The sequence below is a fragment of the Citrobacter amalonaticus Y19 genome, from assembly GCF_000981805.1.
In the GTDB taxonomy this organism is placed as follows: domain Bacteria; phylum Pseudomonadota; class Gammaproteobacteria; order Enterobacterales; family Enterobacteriaceae; genus Citrobacter_A; species Citrobacter_A amalonaticus_C.
Genome location: NZ_CP011132.1, coordinates 5562793 through 5584358, shown reverse-complemented (window position 1 = coordinate 5584358; position 21566 = coordinate 5562793). Strand labels below are relative to the sequence as shown.

Genomic DNA, 21566 nt, shown 5'->3' with positions numbered 1-21566 from the left:
CTCTTGAAATTAGCACCTATCACTACAAATCAAACTAAAGGCAAATTATTATTTTGTGATATTTTTTTCGATATCATGGACTAACCGGTGCAACATTGCGGTGTCTCGCTGCCCTAATCGTCCCAGACGCTGTTGCAGCCAGTCGACCAGTTTGACGTCATCCGCGACCTCCAGAGAGGTCAGTAGTGTCATTATCCGCGATCGTAATGCCTGTAACTGAAATTCATCAGAAGCATCGACTTCTTTAGCAGGTTGTTGCATTAAATTTGCTAATTGATAGCAGTAGACCATCACCGCCTGCCCCAGATTCAGTGAAGGATAATCTGAAACCATCGGCACTCCGGTCAGAACATCTGCCAGCGCCAGTTCGTCGTTGGTCAGTCCGGAATCTTCACGACCAAAAACCAGCGCGGCGTGATTCATCCAGGCCGATTTTTCTTCCAGCAGCGGAACCAGTTCCGCTGGCGTTGCGTAGTAATGAAATTTTGCCCGGCTGCGCGCCGTGGTGGCGACGGTAAAATCAACATCGGTAAGCGCATCCGCGAGGGTCGGGAAAACGGCAATATTATCAATAATATCGCCGGAGCCATGCGCTACCCAGCGCGTGGCGGGTTCAAGATGAGCCTGACTGTCAACGATACGCAGTTGAGTAAACCCCATGGTCTTCATGGCGCGCGCTGCCGCGCCGATATTTTCCGCTCTGGCGGGAGCGACAAGGATAATAGTGATGCGCATTTTTCTTCTCTATCTGTTTGTCCGCAGACAATTGTGTGACCAGTGTCAAGATATTACGCGGAGCGAATTTACAAAATTTTAACGGAAATCCGTGAAAAAGCGTTTCATCGTTGATAAAAGACGCTAAACTATTTCCTTACTTTACTAATGTTTTTTATGTTAACAGAAACAGTATATCCTTCTGTTTATCAGAGATAATTTGATTTAAAATGAATCTCATTCATAGGATTCGCCGTGTTAATTAGTTATCTTGTGCAACTAGTTGGATTATTGCAATTTTGTGATGAAAGCTAGCATTTGGATACGATGATTTCATCAAACTGTTAACGTGCTACAATTGAACTTGATATATGTCAACGAAGCGTAGTTTTATTGGGTGTCCGGTGCGTCTTAGCCTGTTATGTTGCTGTTAAAATGGTTAGGATGACAGCCGTTTTTGACACTGTCGGGTCCAGAGGGAAACTACCCACGACCAAGCTAATGATGTTGTTGACGTTGATGGAAAGTGCATCAAGAACGCAATTACGTACTTTAGTCATGTTACGCCGATCATGTTAATTTGCGACATGCATCAGGCAGGTCAGGGACTTTTGTACTTCCTGTTTCGATTTAGTTGGCAATTTAGGTAGCAAACATGCAGACCCCGCACATTCTTATCGTTGAAGACGAGTTGGTAACACGCAACACGTTAAAAAGTATTTTCGAAGCGGAAGGCTATGATGTATTCGAAGCGACAGATGGCGCGGAAATGCATCAAATCCTCTCTGAATATGACATCAACCTGGTGATCATGGATATCAACCTGCCAGGCAAAAACGGTCTTCTGCTGGCGCGTGAACTGCGCGAGCAGGCTAACGTTGCGCTGATGTTCCTGACGGGTCGCGATAACGAAGTTGACAAAATCCTCGGCCTCGAAATCGGTGCAGATGATTACATCACCAAACCGTTTAACCCGCGCGAACTGACTATCCGTGCCCGTAACCTTCTGTCCCGTACCATGAATCTGGGTACCGTCAGTGAAGAACGTCGTAGCGTTGAAAGCTACAAGTTCAACGGTTGGGAACTGGACATCAACAGCCGTTCTCTGATCGGGCCTGATGGTGAACAGTACAAACTGCCGCGTAGCGAGTTCCGTGCCATGCTTCACTTCTGCGAGAACCCGGGTAAGATCCAGTCTCGTGCTGAGCTGCTGAAGAAAATGACCGGTCGTGAGCTGAAGCCGCATGACCGTACCGTTGACGTGACCATCCGTCGTATTCGTAAGCATTTCGAATCGACGCCGGACACGCCGGAAATTATCGCGACGATTCACGGTGAAGGTTACCGTTTCTGTGGCGATCTGCAGGATTAATCGGGTTATTACCGTCAAAAAAACGGCGCTCAATGCGCCGTTTTTCTTATCTGCTGTTAACTGAATTTACTTCCACACGCGTAACGCATCGTCCACCGGTGCTGTCGGTTTCGGCGCTGTCGGTGTCGGTTTCGTTCGCGAGAACGCATACCAGTCCAGATGCCGCGTCAGGAACATCACGCTCCCCAGGGCCAGCAGCAGTACGCTCGTTCCCAGCAGCAGCGCGCTGTCTTCCGAGCGCAGCAGAACCCACATCACGCCATCCAGCACCAGCAATGCCAGAGTGAAGATCACGCTACTACGCCAACCCTGCAATACCGCCTGGAGATAAACCCCGTTCATCAGCGCGCCGACCAGACTGGCGACAACCCACGCCAGGGTGAAGCCAATGTGTTCTGAGAGCGCCAGCAGCAGCAGATAAAACATCACCAGCGACAGCCCCACCAGCAGATACTGCATTGGGTGTAGCCTTTTGCCCGTTAACGTTTCGAACACAAAGAAAGCCATGAATGTCAGCGTAATCAACAAAATGGCATACTTAGTCGCCCGATCCGTCAGTTGGTACTGATCGGCAGGAGTAGCAACCGCAACGCTAAATGACGGCAGGTTATACCACCCGTTTTTTTGCGCATCCACAAACCGATCGCCCAGGTTATTGGCAAACCAGCTGCTTTGCCACTGCGCCTGAAATCCTGACTCACTGATTTCGCGCTTATCGGGCAGGAAATCACCGAGGAAGTTGGGGTGCGGCCAGTTACTGGTGAGCGTCATTTGACTGCTGCGCCCCACCGGGACTACTGAGAACGATCCGGTTCCGCTTAAGTTGAGTGACATCGCCAGGTTCACATCGCGCATCGCCCATTGTTCGTCGGGAAGCGGGATGTGGAGCCCCTCTCCACGTCCCGTTAATCCAGTCCCCGGCTCGACGGCAAGCGCCACGCCATTCGCCTTCGGCGCTTTCACTACGCCAATGCCCCGCGCATCACCCACGCCAACCACAATAAACGGTTTTCCGAGGGTCACATTGGGCCGGTTCAGTTCACTCAGTCGGGCGACATCAAACTCCGCTTTCAGCGTGACATCGGTATGCCAGACCTGCCCCTCGTAGATGCCCACTTTTCTCGGCTCAACATTCTGGTTACCTTCCACCATGAGTGACTCCGGCAGCCAGAAGTGGATAAAGCTGCGCTTGTGCTGTACCTCTTTCTCGTTTTCCAGCACCGTGTATAACTCGGTCACGGGCACGGCAATCAGTGGGCCGACCACTTTTTGCGATCCGCTGGTACTCTGCCGGATGGCATCCTCCACCGCATCGCGATAATCAGCACGTTCCACAATAATCTGCCGGACCATCATCAGTGGGATCAGCAGCAACATAATCGCGCCACCTAAGGTGACGATTTTCCAGAACAGGGGGGATTTCAACATAGCGTTCTCCTTATGCAATACCGGCAGAGTACGCACGCTATGTGGGGGGAATTTGAAGCTATGTGAAGTGACGGTGAAGTGTGAGCATGGCTTCGACGCCGCCTTCCGGCCGGTTACGCAATTCCACACTCCCCTTCAGCAGTCGCGCGACTTCGCGCACGAACGCCAGGCCCAGGCCACTGCTTTTGAGGCCATTTTCACGCGGCAATGAGTAAAAACGCTCGAATATCCGCGGTAAGGCAAAATCGGGAATGCCTGCGCCGGTATCGGCCACCGTCAGTGTCACCTTCTCTGCATGCGCCTGCGCACTGAGGGTAATCGTCCCACCTGCCGGGGTGAAATCAATGGCATTGTCCAGCAGGTTGCCCAGTGCCTGCTCCAGCAGCGCCGGCTCTGCACAGACGCTTAACGCAGAGGGAACTATCTCCAGCGATATTGCCTTCGACGCCAGTTGAATGGCGCGCGCATCGCTGATTTGCGCAAACAGTTCATCGACGGCAACCGCAGAGAGCGCAATATCCTGACGGTTCTCCAGCCGCGCCTGACGCAGCAGGGTTTCAACCAGCGCCTGCATTCGCGCGTTTTGGCTGAGAATATTGTCGGTAAAGCGCTTAACAATGTCCGGAGGCGGATTTTCTCGCAGGATTTCCGCCGCGCCGCGAATGGCCGCCAGCGGACTCTTCAGTTCATGGGTAAGCGCGTACACGTACTGTTCGATGTAATTCTTGCCTTCCAGCTTCAGGCGCATGCTCTCCAGCGCCTGCGCCAGCTTGCGCAATTCGCTGCTGCCCAGTTCAGGCAGCGGCATCGGCTGGTTTTCAGTCACTGAATCCGCATAACGCGTCAGACGGGCGATCGAGCGGTTAATCCACCAGACCATCCCGGCACCAATCACCAGCGCAATCCCAAGCAGAATCGCGCTGGCCCAGAGGATCCGTCGCTCGCTGCGTTTAATCACCGGTGCCATCGCGGCATTCGGTTTCCCCACGCTGAGCACGCCGATGATCTTTCCATTGTCGACAATCGGCGCAGCAACGTACATGACCGAGCTTTCCGGATCTGCGGGGTTCTGTGGCGTACTGCGTGCGCCATACTGCCCACGTAGCGTTAGCCAGACATCGTTCCAGCGGGAGTAATCCTGCCCAACCGCTTTATTGATGGAATCAAACACCACGTTGCCCTGCGCGTCCGTCATGTAGACATGGTACTCGTTGCGGACTTTATTGATTCCGTTGATATTGGCGCGAAAGGGACGGTTATGCAGTTGCGTAAACGCCTGCGCCAGTTGGCCATGCTCCGGGTTACCGGACAGCAGATCGTCACGGGCCAGCGCCGCCAGCAGCGTGGCGGTATCGATCAGCGTCCCTTCCGTTGCGCGCCGTACGCCAGGTTTAATCTCCTGCACAAAAATAGAGAGAACAAACCACGCGGCAACGGCGACAATCAGGAAATAGCCCAACAGCAAACGCATGCCAATGCGCATCAAAGGCTCCTCAGGCTGTAGCCCATCCCGCGATGCGTGTTGATTGGCGAGAGCGTCGGATTGACGGCACGCAGTTTGGCGCGCAGCGTTTTGATGTGTGTATCGACCGTCCGGTCGAAAGTATCCTGCGCGTCAGCCCAGACAATATCCATCAGTTGCTGACGCGAATAGACACGACCTGGAGATAACAGCAGCGTTTTCAGCAGCAAAAACTCATAGCGCGTGAGTGACAGAGGCGTACCGAACCAGGCTACTTCGGCAGCGAGCTCATTCAGCTCAAAATGGCCGGTTTTGACGATGGGCGACGGCGTGGAAAACTTCTTCACCCGGCGTAACAGCGTGCGAACCCTCGCGCACACTTCCCGGGGTGAAAACGGTTTAGCGACGTAATCGTCAGCGCCAATTTCCAGCCCCAGCAGGCGATCCACCTCGTCACTGCGCGCCGTCAGAAAGAGGATCGGTAACGCCGGATGGTGCTCCAGCAAGCGTCGGCACAGTTCAAAGCCGCTGATATCCGGCAACCCGACATCGAGAATCGCCACATCCGGGCACTGATGACGCGCTTTATCCAGCGCAGGCAGGCCGCGCTCAAAGGCTTCCACGCTAAACCCTTCCTGCTGGAGCATATAAATCAGGGTATCCGCGATACCCTGCTCATCTTCCACCAGCCAGACCGACACCTGCTGCATAATGCTTCCCTGTTATTCGCGCCACGGCATGATAGGTACTGCGCTAATGGCATTTTTCGGCGACCCGTCGACAACCTTGTCGGAATAGGCCAGATAGGCCAGCGCGTTGCGTTTAGCATCATAAAAACGCACGACCTGTAAGGATTTGAACACCAGCGAGGTGCGTTTCTTAAAGACCACTTCACCCTGCGCTTTGCCGTTCTTGATTCTGTCACTCAGTTCTACCGGTCCCACCTGCTGACAAGAGATGGCGGCATCGGAGGTGTCTTCGGCCAGCCCCAGACCGCCTTTGATGCCCCCGGTCTTGGCACGGCTGACGTAGCAGGTCACGTTTTTGACATCGGGATCGTCAAACGCCTCCACGACAATCTTATGATCCGGTCCAAAAATTTTGAACACCGTATCGACGGAACCAATCTGCTCGGCAGACGCCAGCGGCGCCAGCATGAATAACAGGGCGGAAAGAACTAAACTCTTGTATTTCATATTGTTACCATTCTTTAAAATTACGCTGGGCAATTATTCGACATTGTAAAAGAAACTGTTTACAGATCACAGGATTACAATAATCACGTTTTATTTGATCCAAAAAAAGCATTAATGCGCAAAAAAAACACTGAATGCTAAAACAACAAAAAATGCTATTATCCAATAATCTGATGTCAGGTGTTTGTAGTTGAAAGGATGAGGATATTTTATGGATCAGGCCGGCATTATTCGCGACCTATTAATCTGGCTGGAAGGTCATCTGGATCAGCCCCTGTCGCTTGACAATGTGGCGGCAAAAGCGGGTTATTCCAAGTGGCATCTGCAGAGAATGTTTAAGGACGTGACGGGCCACGCGATTGGCGCGTATATTCGCGCACGCCGCTTATCGAAATCCGCTGTTGCTCTTCGCCTGACGGCTCGTCCGATTCTGGATATCGCCCTGCAATACCGCTTTGACTCTCAACAAACGTTCACCCGCGCCTTTAAGAAACAGTTTTCCCAAACGCCTGCGCTGTATCGTCGTTCACCGGAATGGAGCGCGTTCGGTATTCGCCCGCCTCTGCGTCTGGGGGAATTTGCGATACCTGAGCATAAGTTTGTCACCCTGGAAGATACGCCACTGCTTGGCGTCACCCAGAGCTACTCCTGTTCGCTGGAGCAAATCTCCGATTTCCGCCACGAAATGCGTATCCAGTTCTGGCACAATTTTCTCGGCCATGCGCCCGCAATCCCGCCCGTGCTGTATGGCCTGAACGAAACGCGCCCAAGCCTTGAGAAAGATGACGAGCAGGAAGTGTTTTACACCACTGCTTTGCCTCAGGAGCAAGCCAATGGCTATGTGCAATCGGCACAGCCAGTGCTGTTACAGGGCGGCGAATATGTCATGTTTACCTACGATGGGCTGGGAACGGGCGTTCAGGAGTTTATTCTGACCGTTTATGGCACCTGCATGCCGATGCTGAACCTGACGCGCCGCAAAGGGCAGGATATCGAACGGTACTACCCGGCTGAAGATGCCAAAGCCGGTGACCGCCCGATTAACCTGCGCTGCGAATTCCTGATACCAATTCGCCGTTAACGCTGTAGCTCATCCAGCGCAGGGGCGTCCAGATGCGAGATGTCCCCTGCCGTTTCCACTACCCATCCCGGCGCCAGCCACAGGCTTTCCTGATAATCCACCCGCGAAATCGAGCAGTTACGCAGGCGTAAGCGGCGTTCCGCATACGCAGGAAGACCCAGAATCGTACTGACCAGACAGCCCAGCGCGATACCGTGGCTGACCAACAGCGGACGACTCCCCTGCGGTAAATCCAGGCACGCGGCGAGCGCACCATGGACACGATCGTTCAACTCCTGCATCGATTCCCCTTCGGGGATACGCCCGTCGACGGTGCCGTTGACTAACTGGCGACGCCAGTTTTCTTCTTCGGCGGTCAGGGTATCAATATGACGTTTTTCCAGCACTCCCATGTGCAGCTCGCGCAGGCGGGCGTCTAAGGTGATATCACAATCACACGCCTGGGCGATGATTTCAGCAGTACGCCGGGTACGTCCCAAATCACTACTGATGACGTGGGTGATACCGAGGCTTTTCGCACGTTCACCTACCTGCACTGCTTGTTGCTCACCTTTAGCGGTCAGCGGACTGTCGGACTGGCCTTGAATACGTCGCTCGGCGTTCCACTGCGTTTCACCGTGGCGAACAAGGTATACCTGTAACATGCTATTTTTCCGTATACTGCGATGAGTTTCTTTAAAATCGAGCTTAATTATGCACCATGTTGTCTCAGCGACCACCAATCCCGCCAAAATTCAGGCAATTCTGCAGGCATTTAACGAGATCTTCGGTGAAGGATCCTGCCATATTGAGTCTGTAGACGTCGATAGTGGCGTACCGGAACAACCCTTCGGAAGTTCTGAAACGCGTGCTGGCGCACGGAATCGGGTCGAAAATGCCCGTCGTGCACGGCCAGATGCCGACTTCTGGGTGGCCATCGAAGCGGGTATTGATGAAGACGCGACCTTCAGTTGGGTGGTTGTCGAGAATGCAACCCAGCGCGGTGAAGCGCGTTCCGCCACGCTGCCGCTGCCTGCGGTGATCCTTGAAAAAGTGCGCGAGGGCGAAGCGCTTGGCCCGGTGATGTCACGCTACACGGGCATTGATAAGATTGGCCGAAAAGAAGGCGCAATTGGCGTGTTTACCGCCGGGAAACTGACGCGCGCCAGCGTTTACCACCAGGCGGTGATTCTGGCGCTTAGCCCGTTTCATAACGCGATTTATCAGTGAGATTGTAGGCCGGATAAAACGACGTCGTCATCCGGCGATGGTGCGGTTGCGAGCCTGATGGCGCTACGCTTATCAGGCCTACGAAAACGCTTTTCAGGCGTTTTTCAACAATACGGCTTCAAGCCACTGACGCAGTTCGACAGGGGCAGATTTCAGGCTGTTAGAGCCGCGGGTGATGGTAGCAATCCCCGCACCCAGTTCGTTTTTAAGCTCGCGCTGGCTCATTTCGCCGCGTAATAACTCTTCGATAATGCGTACACGCGTCCCCAACGCTTCGCGCTCATCCGGGGTCAGCATCAACTGCAACAGCGGTAAGTGCAGATCCTCTGCATAAGACTGGCGGAGCAACTCCACAAAACGAAGCCACTCCTGATTACGTTGTTCGGCCATCGCCGATGAATAAGGGGAATGCTGGGTCATGTTATGTCGCCCTGTTGTACTCATACACGAGTACAAATCATAACATAACCCATCGGATTAATAACGTCTCTGCCACTCAGAATCGCTCATCAGGGTGTCTTTCTGTCCCATGAAATAACGATAGTAAGCATCGTAGGCCAGCACGTTCTTCACGTAGCCGCGCGTTTCCGAGAAGGGAATACTCTCGACAAACGCCACGGCATCAATCCGTCCCGCGCTGTTGCCAAGCCAGGTACGCACGCGGCCCGGTCCGGCGTTGTAGGCTGCAGATGAGAAGATCCGGTTATTACCGAACTGCTGATAGACGTACTGCAGGTAACTGGTACCGATGTTGATATTCATTTCCGGATCCAGTAACTGATTCTGGCTGCTGTAACCCGGAATAGAGAACATCTTCACCGTGTGCGTTGCCGTGCCTGGCATAATCTGCATCAGCCCACTGGCGCCGACCGGAGATTTCACCTTCGGGTTCCAGGCGCTCTCCTGACGCGCTATCGCCATCGCGTAGCTTTGCGGAATGTCTTTGCCGCGGGTATAGCGGGTAAAGATATCCTGATACGCCAGCGGGAAACGCTCCTCCAGATGATCCCAGAGTTTACCGGCGATCGTCGCCTGCACGCTCAGATCCCACCATTGATTGTTGAAGGCATAACGCGCCAGTTGAGCCTGTTCCGTCATCGTACGACTGGTGACCAGGTTCGCCCATTCGCTGCGGGCGGTGTTATCCAGATTCCAGTACATCAGTTCGCGAACACGGGCCATTTCCGGCCCCTGAGTTAGTGCGTTATCCACATTGCCCGGCGCTTTATCAATTTTCAGGACATACTCTTCCCCCAGACGCTGCGCCGCCACCATCGGGTAGAAACCGCGCTGCTGCATCAGCGCATGCAAAATCTCTTTTGCTTCGTTTTCGCGTCCCCGCTCCAGCAGCAGATCGGCCTGCCAGTAACGCCATTCGTCCTTCTCTTTCGCTTCCATCGGCAGACGCGCCAGCCAGGTGTTCAGGCCACGGCGATCGCCGGTCCCGAGCGCCATCCGCACCCGACGCTCCACAAGCGTTGTGGATTGCGAGCGCATAATCGCATCATCGCGCCATTTCGCCTGCTCGTCGGTAACGTCGTTACCCATTAATCGCCAGGCGACGATATCGCGCAGTTCCTGGGTTTGATCCTCATTCAGTTGCTGCGCCTGCACCAGTGACGGGATCATCAGACGCGCGTTTTCCGCATCCTGACGAGCGACGCTGGCAAAAGCCACAGCGGCCATCTGACGGGTAAAATCGGTAGCGCCGGTGGTGCGCGCAAAGGTCATAACGCTGTTCGGATCGTTTGCCAGTGTGATAATCGCTGACGCGATAGTCTGGTACTCCGCGGGCATCTGCCCGGCCAGTACCGTCACCAGTCCGGTATTCCCCGCTTTCATCGCCAGGCGGATGCGCTCCAGGTAAGAGAGCGGATCCTGTGTGCCGGACGCACGCCAGACGCTAAACAGTTTGTCACAGGCATTGGGCTGACTTTTACCGGTCAACCACAGCTCTTTCGCCCCCTGCCAGGCCTCTTCCGCTTGTCCGGTATTCCACTTCGCGTAGTAGTAATTGCACTGCGCCTCGGTGGTTCTCGGTTTCTGTGGACTAAACGCTAATAACCCGCGCCAGTCTTCACGCCGCGCCAGTTCATTCACAAAACGCGATTCCAGCGTGCGTGCTGGCGGCAGGGTCGGGTTGGCACGGACAAAGTTGGTCACCGTGACAGTCGGCTGATTCATCAGGTCATCGGTGATTTGCCGATATTCCAGGTAGGGGTACAGGGGGTAATTCTTCAGGCCCGGCATCATCTGTTCCACGACATCCATCTGTCGGTTATCCCAGGCCTGCTTAATTTGTGCGTAACGGTTACGCTGTTCATCCAGTGAATCGGCTCGCGCAGCCTGGCTTAGGGTCAGCAGGCACACACCGGCGACAATAAGACGCCAGGTAAATCGTTGGGCTTTGTCCACAAGCTCTTCCTCTAAATATGATACGTCGTTGCAGCCTCATGCCGCCTAATGATTTCATGCTAACCAGTCATTGGCATTTACGCCACGTCGCGGACACTTTTTTACTTTTACTGCGAGTGAGATCTGCTGGCTGGGATTGAGAGGGGAAAAAGGCTACACTTCGCCTTTGAAAATACTTATTCATCACGATAAATACAGAGGCGAGTCCAACGTGGCCCAATTCGTTTATACCATGCATCGTGTCGGCAAAGTCGTTCCGCCGAAACGTCATATTCTTAAAAACATCTCGCTGAGCTTCTTCCCTGGCGCAAAAATCGGCGTACTGGGCCTTAACGGTGCCGGTAAGTCAACCCTGCTGCGCATCATGGCGGGCATCGATACCGATATCGAAGGCGAAGCCCGCCCGCAGCCTGGCATCAAAATTGGTTACCTGCCGCAGGAACCTAAGCTCAATCCTGAACATACCGTTCGCGAATCTGTCGAAGAAGCCGTAGCGGAAGTGGTCAACGCGCTGAAAGGTCTGGATGAGGTTTACGCGAAATACGCCGAGCCGGATGCCGATTTCGATAAACTGGCCGCCCAGCAGGGCAAGTTTGAAGAGATCATTCAGGCGCACGACGGTCATAACCTGAATGTGCAACTTGAGCGCGCTGCCGACGCCCTGCGTCTGCCGGACTGGGATGCCAAAGTCGCGACCCTTTCCGGGGGGGAACGTCGCCGTGTCGCACTGTGCCGTCTGCTGTTAGAAAAACCAGACATGCTGCTGCTCGACGAACCCACCAACCACCTGGATGCGGAATCCGTGGCCTGGCTGGAACGCTTCCTGCACGACTTCGAAGGCACCGTGGTGGCGATTACCCACGACCGTTACTTCCTCGACAACGTCGCGGGCTGGATCCTCGAACTTGACCGCGGCGAAGGGATTCCGTGGGAAGGTAACTACTCCTCCTGGCTGGAGCAGAAAGATCAGCGTCTGGCGCAGGAAGCTTCTCAGGAAGCGGCGCGTCGTAAATCTATCGAGAAAGAGCTGGAGTGGGTTCGTCAGGGCGCGAAAGGCCGTCAGTCTAAGGGCAAAGCCCGTCTGGCGCGTTTTGAAGAACTGAACAGCACCGAATACCAGAAGCGTAACGAAACCAACGAACTGTTTATTCCACCTGGACCGCGTCTGGGCGATAAAGTCGTTGAAGTCAGCCACCTGCGTAAATCCTACGGTGACCGCGTACTGATTGACGATCTGAGCTTCTCCGTACCGAAAGGCGCGATCGTGGGTATCATCGGTCCGAACGGCGCGGGTAAATCAACCCTGTTCCGCATGATGTCCGGTCAGGAACAGCCCGACAGCGGCACCATCACGCTGGGTGAAACCGTCAAGCTGGCCTCTGTTGATCAGTTCCGTGATGCCATGGATAACAGCAAAACCGTGTGGGAAGAAGTGTCCGGCGGGCTGGATATCATGAAGATCGGCAACACCGAAATGCCAAGCCGCGCCTACGTTGGCCGCTTTAACTTCAAGGGTGTTGACCAGGGCAAACGCGTGGGCGAACTGTCCGGCGGTGAGCGGGGTCGTCTGCATCTGGCGAAACTGTTACAGGTTGGCGGCAACATGCTGCTGCTCGATGAACCGACCAACGACCTGGATATCGAAACCCTGCGTGCGCTGGAAAACGCCCTGTTGGAGTTCCCGGGTTGCGCGATGGTTATCTCGCACGACCGTTGGTTCCTCGACCGTATCGCCACTCACATTCTGGACTACCAGGATGAAGGCAAAGTGGAGTTTTTTGAAGGTAACTTCACCGAATACGAAGAGTACAAGAAACGTACGCTGGGCGCAGACGCGCTGGAGCCGAAGCGTATCAAGTACAAACGTATTGCGAAGTAATTGTGAGTCATGCCGGATGGCGGCGAAAACGCCTTATCCGGCCTACAGGACGCGTATCTGTAGGCTGGATAAGCGCAGCGCCATCCGGCATTTTCAATTATTGCGCTTTAGCAGCCGTTGCCGGTTGCTGGCCTACAGGACGCGTATTTGTAGGCCGGATAAGCGCAGCGCCATCCGGCATTTTCGATTATTGCGCTTTAGCCGCCGTTGCCGGTTGCTGGCCTGCCGCAGGTTCCAGTTGGAACACTACATCGACCTGATCATCAAACTGAATCGCCGCCTGCTCGTAGGTTTCCTGAGCCGATACCGGTGCCGCATCCGCTTTCATCATCCGCACCATCGGGCTTGGCTGATAGTTCGAGACATGGTAGCGCACGCTGTAAACCGGACCCAGCTTGCTGTTAAAGCCCGCAGCCAGTTCCTGCGCCTGATGTATCGCATTATCAATCGCCGCTTTACGCGCTTTGTCTTTGTAAGCATCCGGTTGCGCCACGCCTAACGACACGGAACGAATTTCGTTCAGCCCCGCCTTCAACGCGCCATCCAGCAGCGGATTGAGTTTATCTAACTGACGCAGCGTCACTTCGACAGTGCGCACCGCCCGATACCCTTTCAGAATGCTTTTCCCATTCTGATAGTCGTAATCCGGTTGGGTACGCAGGTTGGCAGAGCTGATGTCTTTCTTCGCGACCTGATTTTGCTCAAGGAAGGAAAGATATTGCGCAACGCGCTCGTCGGCCTGTTTCTTCGCGGTCGCTGCGTCCTTCGCTGCCACGTTAACCTCAATGGCCAGCGTGGCAATATCAGGCACAGCGTCCACGCTTGCCGTTCCGGAGGTCACAATGTGCGGTCCATCAGGCAATTCGCCTGCCTGCACCGACATTGCACTGAATCCCACTAATGCCGCCAGGGCCATCACTTTGAACTTCACTGTTGCTCCTCCATGTTACGTGAGTTGCCCCAAATTTCAGGGCGCATGCAGGCAAGCTTAGCGCGAAATGATACGTTGTCCATCAGACAACGCTTAGTTGAGCAAGGCGTGAACATGCGCAACGCCTTCTTTTGCCAGTTGAAAAGCGATAAACCACATCACTAGGCCAACCAGCGTATTGATGATCCGCTGCGCTTTTGCGGTACGCAGTCGCGGCGCGAGCCAAGCTGCCAGAAGCGCCAGACCGAAGAACCACAGGAAGGACGCGCTGACGGTGCCGAGCGCGAACCAGCGTTTCGGCTCCACGTCCAGTTGTCCGCCCAGGCTACCCAGCACCACGAACGTATCCAGATAAACGTGTGGATTCAGCCATGTCACCGCCAGCATCGTGGCGATAATCTTCCAGCGCCCTTGTTTCATCACTTCCGCGCTGGCCAGTTCCAGATTGCTGCTCATCGCCGTCTTCAACGCGCCAAAGCCGTACCACAGCAAAAAGGCTACTCCACCCCAGGTGACCAGCGCCAATAACCAGGGCGATTGCATCAGTAATGCGCTGCCGCCAAAAATTCCGGCGCAAATCAGCAACAGATCGCTGACGGCGCACAGCAGCGCAATCATGATGTGATACTGGCGGCGTATCCCCTGATTCATCACAAACGCGTTTTGAGGGCCGAGCGGAAGTATCATGGCCGCGCCGAGTGCAAGACCTTGAAAATAATACGATATCACGGTAATTATCCTGAGCGTTGTCTCTATAGCGCAGACTATAGCGCGGGATAATCATTAGCGGAAATGGATAATATTAATCGCAGATAAGGGAAATTAATGTAGAGGGGATTTTGCCGGATGGCGTGATGCTCATCCGGCCTGGCATTACTCTGCTGCGCCTGCTTTCACGCGCTTGAAATTGACGTCCATTTGCGGATACGGGAAGCGAATACCCGCGGCATCAAACTCACGCTTAATCCGTTCCAGCACGTCCCAGTACACATTTTGCAGATCGCCGCTGTTGCTCCAGACGCGCACCACGAAATTAAGCGATGACGCGCCCAGTTCATTCAGACGCACCGTCATTTCGCGATCTTTGAGAATACGGTCATCTGACTCGATGATCCCGGTGAGGATCTGTTTCACCTTATCGATGTCAGCGTCGTAGGCGACGCTGACAGTGAATTCATTACGGCGTACCGGCTCGCGGGAAAAGTTAATGATATTGCCGGCAATGATTTTGCCGTTCGGGATCACGACAATTTTACCGTCCACGGTACGCATGGTGGTGGAGAAAATCTGCACATTCAGCACCGTCCCGGCGACACCGCCCAAATCAACATATTCACCGGCACGGAACGGACGAAACATCACCAGCAACACGCCTGCAGCAAGGTTAGAGAGTGACCCCTGCAACGCCAGACCGACGGCTAAACCGGCCGCACCGAGAACAGCGATGACAGACGCCGTCTGCACGCCCACGCGCCCCAGCGCGGCTATCAGTGTGAAAGCCACAATCCCGTAGCGCACCAGCGCGGAGAGGAAGTCGGCCACAGTGGCATCAATATGACGCGCCACCATCAGACGGTTAACCGTGTTCGATACCAGACGCGCCACAATCATCCCGACAATAACAATGGCAACGGCCGCCACGATGTTGACGGCATAGCTCAACAGCAATTCCTGGTTGCGGACCAGCCAGGTCCCCGCACCGTTGATGCTGTCGACAACATTCAAATCTTCCATTACATGTTCCTTGGTCATAACAAATCAGAGCAAATGAGATCAATCTCACGAAAACACCCTGTTAAAGGTAAACAATAATGGGTGAATAAGCCATTTTCGTTACGTTCCAGTTCTGGACGGCGCTATTTTTTCTGTTCTACGGGACTATCAACCATTCGTAAAAACCCGCTCACCAGCGAATGCTTTTGCTTAAAGATTTCGGCAATTTCGCTGACCACTTTTCCGCTTCCGGCATTCTTCCATGCGATAGATAACGGCGACGGTTGCCGAGGGTTGGCAACCGAACGAGCGACCAGCGCACCGGACTCCACATAAGGGCGACAGAGACGCTCGGGTAAGAAGCCAACGCCCAGGCCGCTTAAGTGACAAGCCAGCTTGGTACTTAGATCCGGAACCTTAATTTCCTTTTGTCCGCTCAGCAGCCAGGCCACGCGACGGGTGAGCGTGCGCGAAGTATCTTCAATATTGATGGCGGGGTAGCGACGCAGCATGTCGTCCGATAACACCGTTGCCGGGTGGCTGGCCAACGGATGATTCTGCGCCACCACAAACTGCCAGCTAATGTCCCCGAGCGGCAGCAGCGAAATGTTGTTCGACAATGATTCCGAGCCGGTTACGCCAATCGCCAGTTGATAGTCGTCATACAGCAAAGAGTCCCACACTCCCATATAGACCTGGCGGGAAATCTGAAAGCGGGTGAAGGGAAATTGCTGATGTAACCACGTCAGGAGATCGGCCGTCGTCTGCGGCTGATACAGTAAATTGTTAACCACGATATTGACCTGGCGTTCCACACCCGCATTTATCTGCTGCAACTCATCCGGCATGGCGTCCAGCCAGTTGAGCCATTGTCGGCAATGTTCGAGCAGATGCTGCCCGGCCAGCGTCAGGCTGACAGAACGCGTGGTGCGTAAAAAAAGCTGCGTCCCCACCTGTTCTTCCAGCGTTTTAATCCGGTAACTTATCGCCGCGGGCGTTTTATGTAACGAGTTGGCCGCACGGGAAAAACTCTCCGTTTCAGCCACCCAAATAAAGGTACGTATTGTTTCCTGATCGAGCATGCATTCCCCTTGAGTCAGCCATCTGTAACCAGTGTTGCGCCAACGCGATACCCAATACCGTGTCGGTGCCGGAAGTATGTCCTACCGCAAGCAGACGGCCAAGCGCACGGTCTGTATGACGTCCGGTTTGTAAACTGCGCATAACGCCCAGCACGGGGGTCGAAAATTCGCCCAGCCTGGCGCTATTAAGATAGCTACAGCTTACCGACGTTGTCAGCAATGCCAGTTGATCAATCGAGGGTAAAAAAAGGTGAATGGGTTTCTCTGCCGCAATAAAAACCGCCAGCATCCCTGTCAGCATATCATCACCGCTGGGCGTGAGTCCGGGGCCACGTCCGATAAGCCAGCGCCAGTCCGGTTCCCCTCCGTGATGCCAGCACGCAAGTGCCTCCATGATTTCTGAATAAAATGGCATGCTATTAAGGGGTTGATTCAAGGCCCCACACAGGCCACTTTGTTGCCTACAACGGGAGAGCCCGACAGGGGCGCTATCAGCAGGATTGAGTTGCAATCTGAGCTGGCGACGAGCACGAAGCGTTATCCCCTGCCCGCTCAGTTGACTCCCCGACTTATACAATTGCGCAACCGTAGCTAAATAAGAAAACGGCGCACGACCCAGCAACACGCCCGTCGGCCCCATCCCTTTACCGTAGCGATATAGCGTCAGTAACTCGCCGCTGGCGTGGATAAAATTGATCGCCTGTGAAAAACGACTGTGTAGCGTCCATTCACCGTCTGGCAGTCGATTAAGCCCGGTACAGGCCAAAGCATTAAAGGTGTTCATTGATGCGCTCCGGGGCGGCATTGCCGCCCCCCTTGAGGCTTAAGCCGTGATGTGATGCTCCTGCGCCAGTGCTTCCAGCGCTTTTTCAAAACAGAGCAGCGGTGCACGCACGGTTCCCGCACCAACCTGACCGATCCCCGCGTCACGATGCGCGATACCGGTGTTGATCAGCGGCGTGATCCCCGTTTCGACAACACGACGGATATCCAGTCCCAGGCATGCGCCTTTGAAATCCCATGAGGGGATCTGGAACAGAGGGTTGCTGGCAAGATAGATCTCTGCCATCTCTTCCGACGTTTCCAGTGCTGCGCCCATGCCGCCTGTACCGACAAAACGCGTCACCCCCGGTGCGGCGATCATTGCCGCGCCGCCGATACCCAGCGTTTCCGTGATGGCGCTATCGCCGATATCCGGGTTGGCATCAGCCTGGCTGTAGCCAGTAAAAAACAACCCCTGCGGCGTATTCACTGGCGCGGTAAACCAACGATCGCCCGTGCCGCTAACGCGGATACCAAATTCTCGACCATTACGCGTCATCGCCGTCACGACTGAGCCTGCTTTTATCTCAGCCGCCGCATCCATGACTGCTTTACTGTAGGCCATCGCCAGGTTAAGGAAGAATTGATCGGTCACGCTCAGGAATTGCAGCACCTCAGTGATTTCGGCTTTCGGGCGATCCAGACCCGCAATCACAGGAGATAACGTACGCAGCAACAGCGAAGAGGCCGCGATGTTACGCTGATGGAACTCATCACCCATCGTGATCGCCTGCGCCATCAGCGCCGTGAGATCTATTCCGTTTTCCATGTTGCTCAGCGCATCCTGCAACACAGGCGCTAAGGTATCGCGCATCCAGCGCAGACGCGTTTGCACGTCCTCGCCATAAGCGCCGAAACGCATGACCTTACCAATACCTTCGTTCAGATTGCAGCAGGACTGATTGCCATGTATCACATCACGGACAATCAGCACCGGCATGTTGGCGGACGTGATGCCCCCCATCGGGCCGACTGCGCCTACGTGATGACAGGGAATAAATTCGACCTCACCCCGGCTCAACAACCCTACTGCCTCTTCTTCACTGGCGGCCCAGCCTTCGAACAGCGATGCGCCGATACACGCGCCGCGCATTGGCCCCGTCATCTCTTCCCAACCAATCGGCGGGCCAGCATGCAGCAACTTACGTCCTGAGGACAATTCCGCCACCGCCTCTTTCGCAGGGCGGACAGCAACCCAGTGTGGTCGCGCGGCTTTAATTCGTTCAATAATGGCATCGTTGGCCTGTGCAATTGATGAATACATATCGGTACCTCTGAATTAATGTAACTGCTTAAGTAAACTGGCGAGACGCGCATTGCCACCGGCAATCGGCGCCCACTGATAATGCACAACCGGCGTGCCGCTGCTTTGCAGATCCAGCGCGAAGCTGCGCAGCCCGGCATTGATAACCTGTATGCCATCCAGCAAAGCGTTATGCTCGACTGAAGGGGTGGCATCCTGATGGCGCGTCAGGCTGATAGCCAGCAGTACGGCCTCTTCGAGGGTTTCCACCACGGCGATACCCGCTTCGCGCAGGATGTCAATTTGTCCACTGCGCCCCTGTGGGTCGGCATCGGTTCCGGTCATGGTGGCGATGGTCACCAGCGGCGCTGCGCGCTGCGCGCGAACCTTTTCAACCGCCTCGACAACCGCGCCAGCCGGGTCGGCGCAGGCGCCATAGCCCAGCACCACATCCAGCAACAGCACGCCGACGTCCGGCATCGCGGCCAGTTTTTCGATTTCAATGCTGCGGGTGGTTGGGTCGATCATCGGATGCGGCCGGCCCAGCGTGTAACTGTCATCCCCCAGATCGACAATGCGATGACCCTGCGCATCCAGCATGACGCCAGCATCGTGGCTTTCGCTCACCGGAACCCCAAGCCCGGCTGAGAGCAGCATCGCCGCTTCTGCCGCGAGGGTGCCGCCGGCATACAGACCGTAAATACCTTTGCCTGCGACTTCAGGTTGAATCACACGCTGCTGCGCCACGCGCATCAACAGCACCGCCAGTTGCGCGGCATCCGACAACGAATTTGCCAGCCAGACATTCCCCTCACGTCGCTGCTCCGGCTTACTCCCCAGAAAGAGCGCAACCACCGGTTTGCCAACCTTCTGCATCGCGTCAATAATTCGGGTTCTCACCTGCGGCGACGGCGGCTTAGAGACGAACGCAATCACCTGCGTGGCATCATCGGCAGCCAGCATCTCCAGCGCCGTCAGGGCGCTGATCCCCCCCACATCGGCACTCAGATCGCGGCCTCCCAGACCAATCGCATGGCTGATCCCCTGTTGGTGCAGTGCAATCTGCGAAGTGATCTCCTGAATACCGGTACCAGACGCGCCAACCACGCCGATCCCGCCATCCGGTAAAACATTAGCGAACGCCAGCGGGCTACCGGCAATCATCGCCGTGCCGCAGTCCGGCCCCATCACGATAAGCCCCTTCTCACGCGCCAGCGTTTTCAGTTCCACTTCCTGCGCCAGCGGCACGTTATCGGAGAACATCATCACATTCTTACCGGCCAACAGCCCTTCTTTGGCGACGGAGGCTGCATATTCTCCGGCCACCGAAACCAGCAAAAGATTGGCCTGCGGCAGTTTCTGGCAGGCGCTCTCCCAGCGACGCGCTTTCAGCAATTGCTGTGAACTGCCCGACGCGCTGGCAATCGCGTTCAGCTCTTTTTCCAGTTGTTCACGAATGACATCGAGGATCCCAGACTGTTCATCATGGGTGCGTACCGCCACGCATATATCGTTTGGTGTGGCCTCGGCAAAGTCGTCATGCCAGAACCCGGTAGAATTCAGCATCGCTTTATTTGCTGGCGTTCCCATCATGACGGAGACCTGATCGACTTCCGGCCGTTCACTTAATTTCCGGGAAATAATCATCAGGCTGACGGAGTCCTGAAAACTTCCCTTTTTAATAAAGGCGTAAATCATTACCGCTACCTCTTATGTGCGTTTTTCTTTTAAAAACATCATTGCCACCAGACCGATACCGAGCAGAGTGGCGGAGACATAAAAACTGGATGCCAGGCTACCGGTGATATCACGCGCCGCGCCGGCAATAATGGGAGCAAGAATGGAGGAACTCATGCCGATAAAGTTAAATAAGCCAAACGCGGTGCTGTAGTTATTTTCATCGACGCTATCGGCAACCAGCGCAACCAGCACGGGATCTAACGCCAGTTTGCCGACGAGTCCGTAGACACACAGGGCGACAATCACACCTGTCATATTCGGCATCCAGATAATGGACAGCATGCTGATGATCGCCACCGGCACGAGGAACATGATTAACGGTTTACGCTTACCTAATTTGTCAGACAGGCTGGAGAATAACAGCGCGCCAGGAATTGAAATCCACGCCACCAGCGAAGAGATAAATCCGGTTTCGCTTCCGGCAATACCGCGCTCACTTTGCAGATAATAGGGAAGCCAAGTGAGGATCACGAAGAAACCAAACAGGCTGCAGAACACCATAATATAAGTCAGAATGAGGTTACGGTTTTTCAGGAGATCGCTGAACTTTCCTTTTTTAACCTGAACGCCATCAACCTCGACGGGGCGTTTTTTCTCTTTAACAAACAGCCAGATGGCCACGCCAATCAATACGGAAGGAACCGCCATCGCATAAAACGGCATGCGCCAGGAATGGCCCTGATCGTAAACCAGCCAGCTTGAAGACATGAGACCCAGTGCGATACCAAAGGCCATACCGCTGTTGATAATCGCACTGCCCAGAGAACGGTATTTTTTAGGGATTTGCTCAGAAGACAAACCGTATTGTGGGCCGTAATAAGTGCCTTCTCCTGCACCTGTCACCACGCGGGCAAACAATAACGTGTACCAGGTTTTCGCCCAACCAGTCACCGCGGTGAAAACGCCAAAGAGAATAAATCCTGGCACCAGCACTTTTTTCTTACCGATTTTGTCGCCTAAAATTCCGGCCGGAACCTGTAATAACGCATAAGAAAAATAGAATACTGAATTAAGAATACCTAATTGAGTACCACTTAATCCAAACTCTTTTTCCAGCTCCCCCATTACCGGATTTAATATTGTCCGGTCGGCATACATAAAAATCCACCCCAGCCAGAACAGGAAAATGGTGACCCACCAGGCCGGTATTCCTTTTTTCTTTGTGACCTCAGTCACTTCACATGATTCAGACATAATCATTCTCCCGGCGATATTTACCGTGTAATACCTCAGCTTAACTGACGATTGATGAGGCTTTATGTTTTAACTACCCTCACCA

21 protein-coding genes are annotated in these 21566 nt (G+C 54.4%); 4 read left to right on the top strand and 17 right to left on the bottom strand.

All coding sequences use genetic code 11. The features are described from left to right. Positions 1 to 48 precede the first annotated feature (48 nt). Entirely contained in the window at positions 49 to 735 is a 687-nt protein-coding gene (locus F384_RS26100) for a tRNA/rRNA methyltransferase (protein ID WP_046497536.1), read from the bottom strand. Between the two features lie 398 nt (positions 736 to 1133). Then, positions 1134 to 1274 (bottom strand): protein YjjY, encoded by a 141-nt coding sequence (yjjY, locus tag F384_RS29635; protein ID WP_042998021.1) that lies wholly within the window; start codon positions 1272 to 1274, stop codon positions 1134 to 1136. 95 nt (positions 1275 to 1369) lie between these two features. Between yjjY and arcA the strand changes: the two genes are divergently transcribed. Then, on the top strand, positions 1370 to 2086 hold the full coding sequence (gene arcA, locus F384_RS26095; RefSeq protein ID WP_001194359.1) for a two-component system response regulator ArcA: 717 nt from the start codon (positions 1370 to 1372) through the stop codon (positions 2084 to 2086). Between the two features lie 66 nt (positions 2087 to 2152). Here arcA and creD read toward each other — a convergent pair whose 3' ends face one another. Genes creD through creA form a run of 4 tightly spaced genes read right to left on the bottom strand, consistent with a single transcriptional unit; the run spans position 2153 to position 6172 of the window. Then, positions 2153 to 3514 (bottom strand): cell envelope integrity protein CreD, encoded by a 1362-nt coding sequence (gene creD, locus F384_RS26090; RefSeq protein WP_046497392.1) that lies wholly within the window; start codon positions 3512 to 3514, stop codon positions 2153 to 2155. Between the two features lie 58 nt (positions 3515 to 3572). Further along, positions 3573 to 4997 carry a two-component system sensor histidine kinase CreC gene (gene creC / locus F384_RS26085; protein ID WP_046497385.1) on the bottom strand — a complete coding sequence of 475 codons (1425 nt, stop codon included), beginning with the start codon at positions 4995 to 4997 and terminating at the stop codon, positions 3573 to 3575. Further along, entirely contained in the window at positions 4997 to 5686 is a 690-nt protein-coding gene (creB, locus tag F384_RS26080; RefSeq protein WP_046497382.1) for a two-component system response regulator CreB, read from the bottom strand. Before creB ends, creC begins: the two co-directional genes overlap by 1 nt. A 12-nt stretch (positions 5687 to 5698) precedes the next feature. Then, complete coding sequence (creA, locus tag F384_RS26075; protein WP_046497379.1) at positions 5699 to 6172, bottom strand: protein CreA; 474 nt, start codon at positions 6170 to 6172, stop codon at positions 5699 to 5701. Positions 6173 to 6383: 211 nt separating this feature from the next. Between creA and robA the strand changes: the two genes are divergently transcribed. Continuing rightward, a complete protein-coding gene (gene robA, locus F384_RS26070; protein ID WP_046497376.1) occupies positions 6384 to 7253 on the top strand; it encodes an MDR efflux pump AcrAB transcriptional activator RobA in 870 nt (289 codons plus the stop codon). Here the strand turns inward: robA and gpmB are convergent. After that, a complete protein-coding gene (gpmB, locus tag F384_RS26065) occupies positions 7250 to 7897 on the bottom strand; it encodes a 2,3-diphosphoglycerate-dependent phosphoglycerate mutase GpmB (RefSeq protein WP_046497373.1) in 648 nt (215 codons plus the stop codon). The genes robA and gpmB overlap by 4 nt on opposite strands. Before the next feature lie 49 nt (positions 7898 to 7946). Between gpmB and yjjX the strand changes: the two genes are divergently transcribed. Further along, entirely contained in the window at positions 7947 to 8462 is a 516-nt protein-coding gene (gene yjjX, locus F384_RS26060) for an inosine/xanthosine triphosphatase (RefSeq protein ID WP_046497362.1), read from the top strand. Positions 8463 to 8555: 93 nt separating this feature from the next. Here yjjX and trpR read toward each other — a convergent pair whose 3' ends face one another. Continuing rightward, positions 8556 to 8882 (bottom strand): trp operon repressor, encoded by a 327-nt coding sequence (trpR, locus tag F384_RS26055; RefSeq protein WP_046497355.1) that lies wholly within the window; start codon positions 8880 to 8882, stop codon positions 8556 to 8558. Between the two features lie 57 nt (positions 8883 to 8939). Further along, positions 8940 to 10877: a murein transglycosylase gene (gene sltY, locus F384_RS26050; protein ID WP_046497352.1), complete on the bottom strand. Its 1938-nt coding sequence runs from the start codon at positions 10875 to 10877 to the stop codon at positions 8940 to 8942. 211 nt (positions 10878 to 11088) lie between these two features. Between sltY and ettA the strand changes: the two genes are divergently transcribed. Then, positions 11089 to 12756, top strand: a complete 1668-nt coding sequence (gene ettA, locus F384_RS26045; protein WP_046497348.1) for an energy-dependent translational throttle protein EttA — start codon at positions 11089 to 11091, stop codon at positions 12754 to 12756. Positions 12757 to 12943: 187 nt separating this feature from the next. On the opposite strand, the gene F384_RS26040 is transcribed toward ettA, so the two are convergent. From F384_RS26040 to F384_RS26005, 8 genes are all read right to left on the bottom strand, one after another. Continuing rightward, positions 12944 to 13687 carry an oxidative stress defense protein gene (locus F384_RS26040; RefSeq protein WP_046497347.1) on the bottom strand — a complete coding sequence of 248 codons (744 nt, stop codon included), beginning with the start codon at positions 13685 to 13687 and terminating at the stop codon, positions 12944 to 12946. A 93-nt stretch (positions 13688 to 13780) separates the two neighbouring features. Then, the gene (argO, locus tag F384_RS26035; RefSeq protein ID WP_046497343.1) at positions 13781 to 14416 is read right to left on the bottom strand and encodes an arginine exporter ArgO; all 636 of its coding nucleotides are present in this window, start codon (positions 14414 to 14416) and stop codon (positions 13781 to 13783) included. A gap of 144 nt (positions 14417 to 14560) precedes the next feature. Then, on the bottom strand, positions 14561 to 15421 hold the full coding sequence (locus F384_RS26030; protein WP_046497341.1) for a small-conductance mechanosensitive channel MscS: 861 nt from the start codon (positions 15419 to 15421) through the stop codon (positions 14561 to 14563). 122 nt (positions 15422 to 15543) lie between these two features. Further along, positions 15544 to 16482, bottom strand: a complete 939-nt coding sequence (gene allS / locus F384_RS26025; RefSeq protein ID WP_046497339.1) for an HTH-type transcriptional activator AllS — start codon at positions 16480 to 16482, stop codon at positions 15544 to 15546. Then, on the bottom strand, positions 16439 to 17266 hold the full coding sequence (locus tag F384_RS26020) for a DUF2877 domain-containing protein (RefSeq protein ID WP_046497335.1): 828 nt from the start codon (positions 17264 to 17266) through the stop codon (positions 16439 to 16441). The genes allS and F384_RS26020 overlap by 44 nt, the downstream gene beginning before the upstream one ends. A gap of 39 nt (positions 17267 to 17305) precedes the next feature. Further along, on the bottom strand, positions 17306 to 18568 hold the full coding sequence (locus tag F384_RS26015; protein WP_046497332.1) for a DUF1116 domain-containing protein: 1263 nt from the start codon (positions 18566 to 18568) through the stop codon (positions 17306 to 17308). Positions 18569 to 18583: 15 nt separating this feature from the next. Continuing rightward, positions 18584 to 20245, bottom strand: coding sequence for an acyl-CoA synthetase FdrA (locus tag F384_RS26010; RefSeq protein WP_046497328.1), 1662 nt, complete (start codon positions 20243 to 20245; stop codon positions 18584 to 18586). Between the two features lie 12 nt (positions 20246 to 20257). Next, the gene (locus F384_RS26005) at positions 20258 to 21481 is read right to left on the bottom strand and encodes an MFS transporter (protein WP_046497324.1); all 1224 of its coding nucleotides are present in this window, start codon (positions 21479 to 21481) and stop codon (positions 20258 to 20260) included. Positions 21482 to 21566 lie beyond the last annotated feature (85 nt).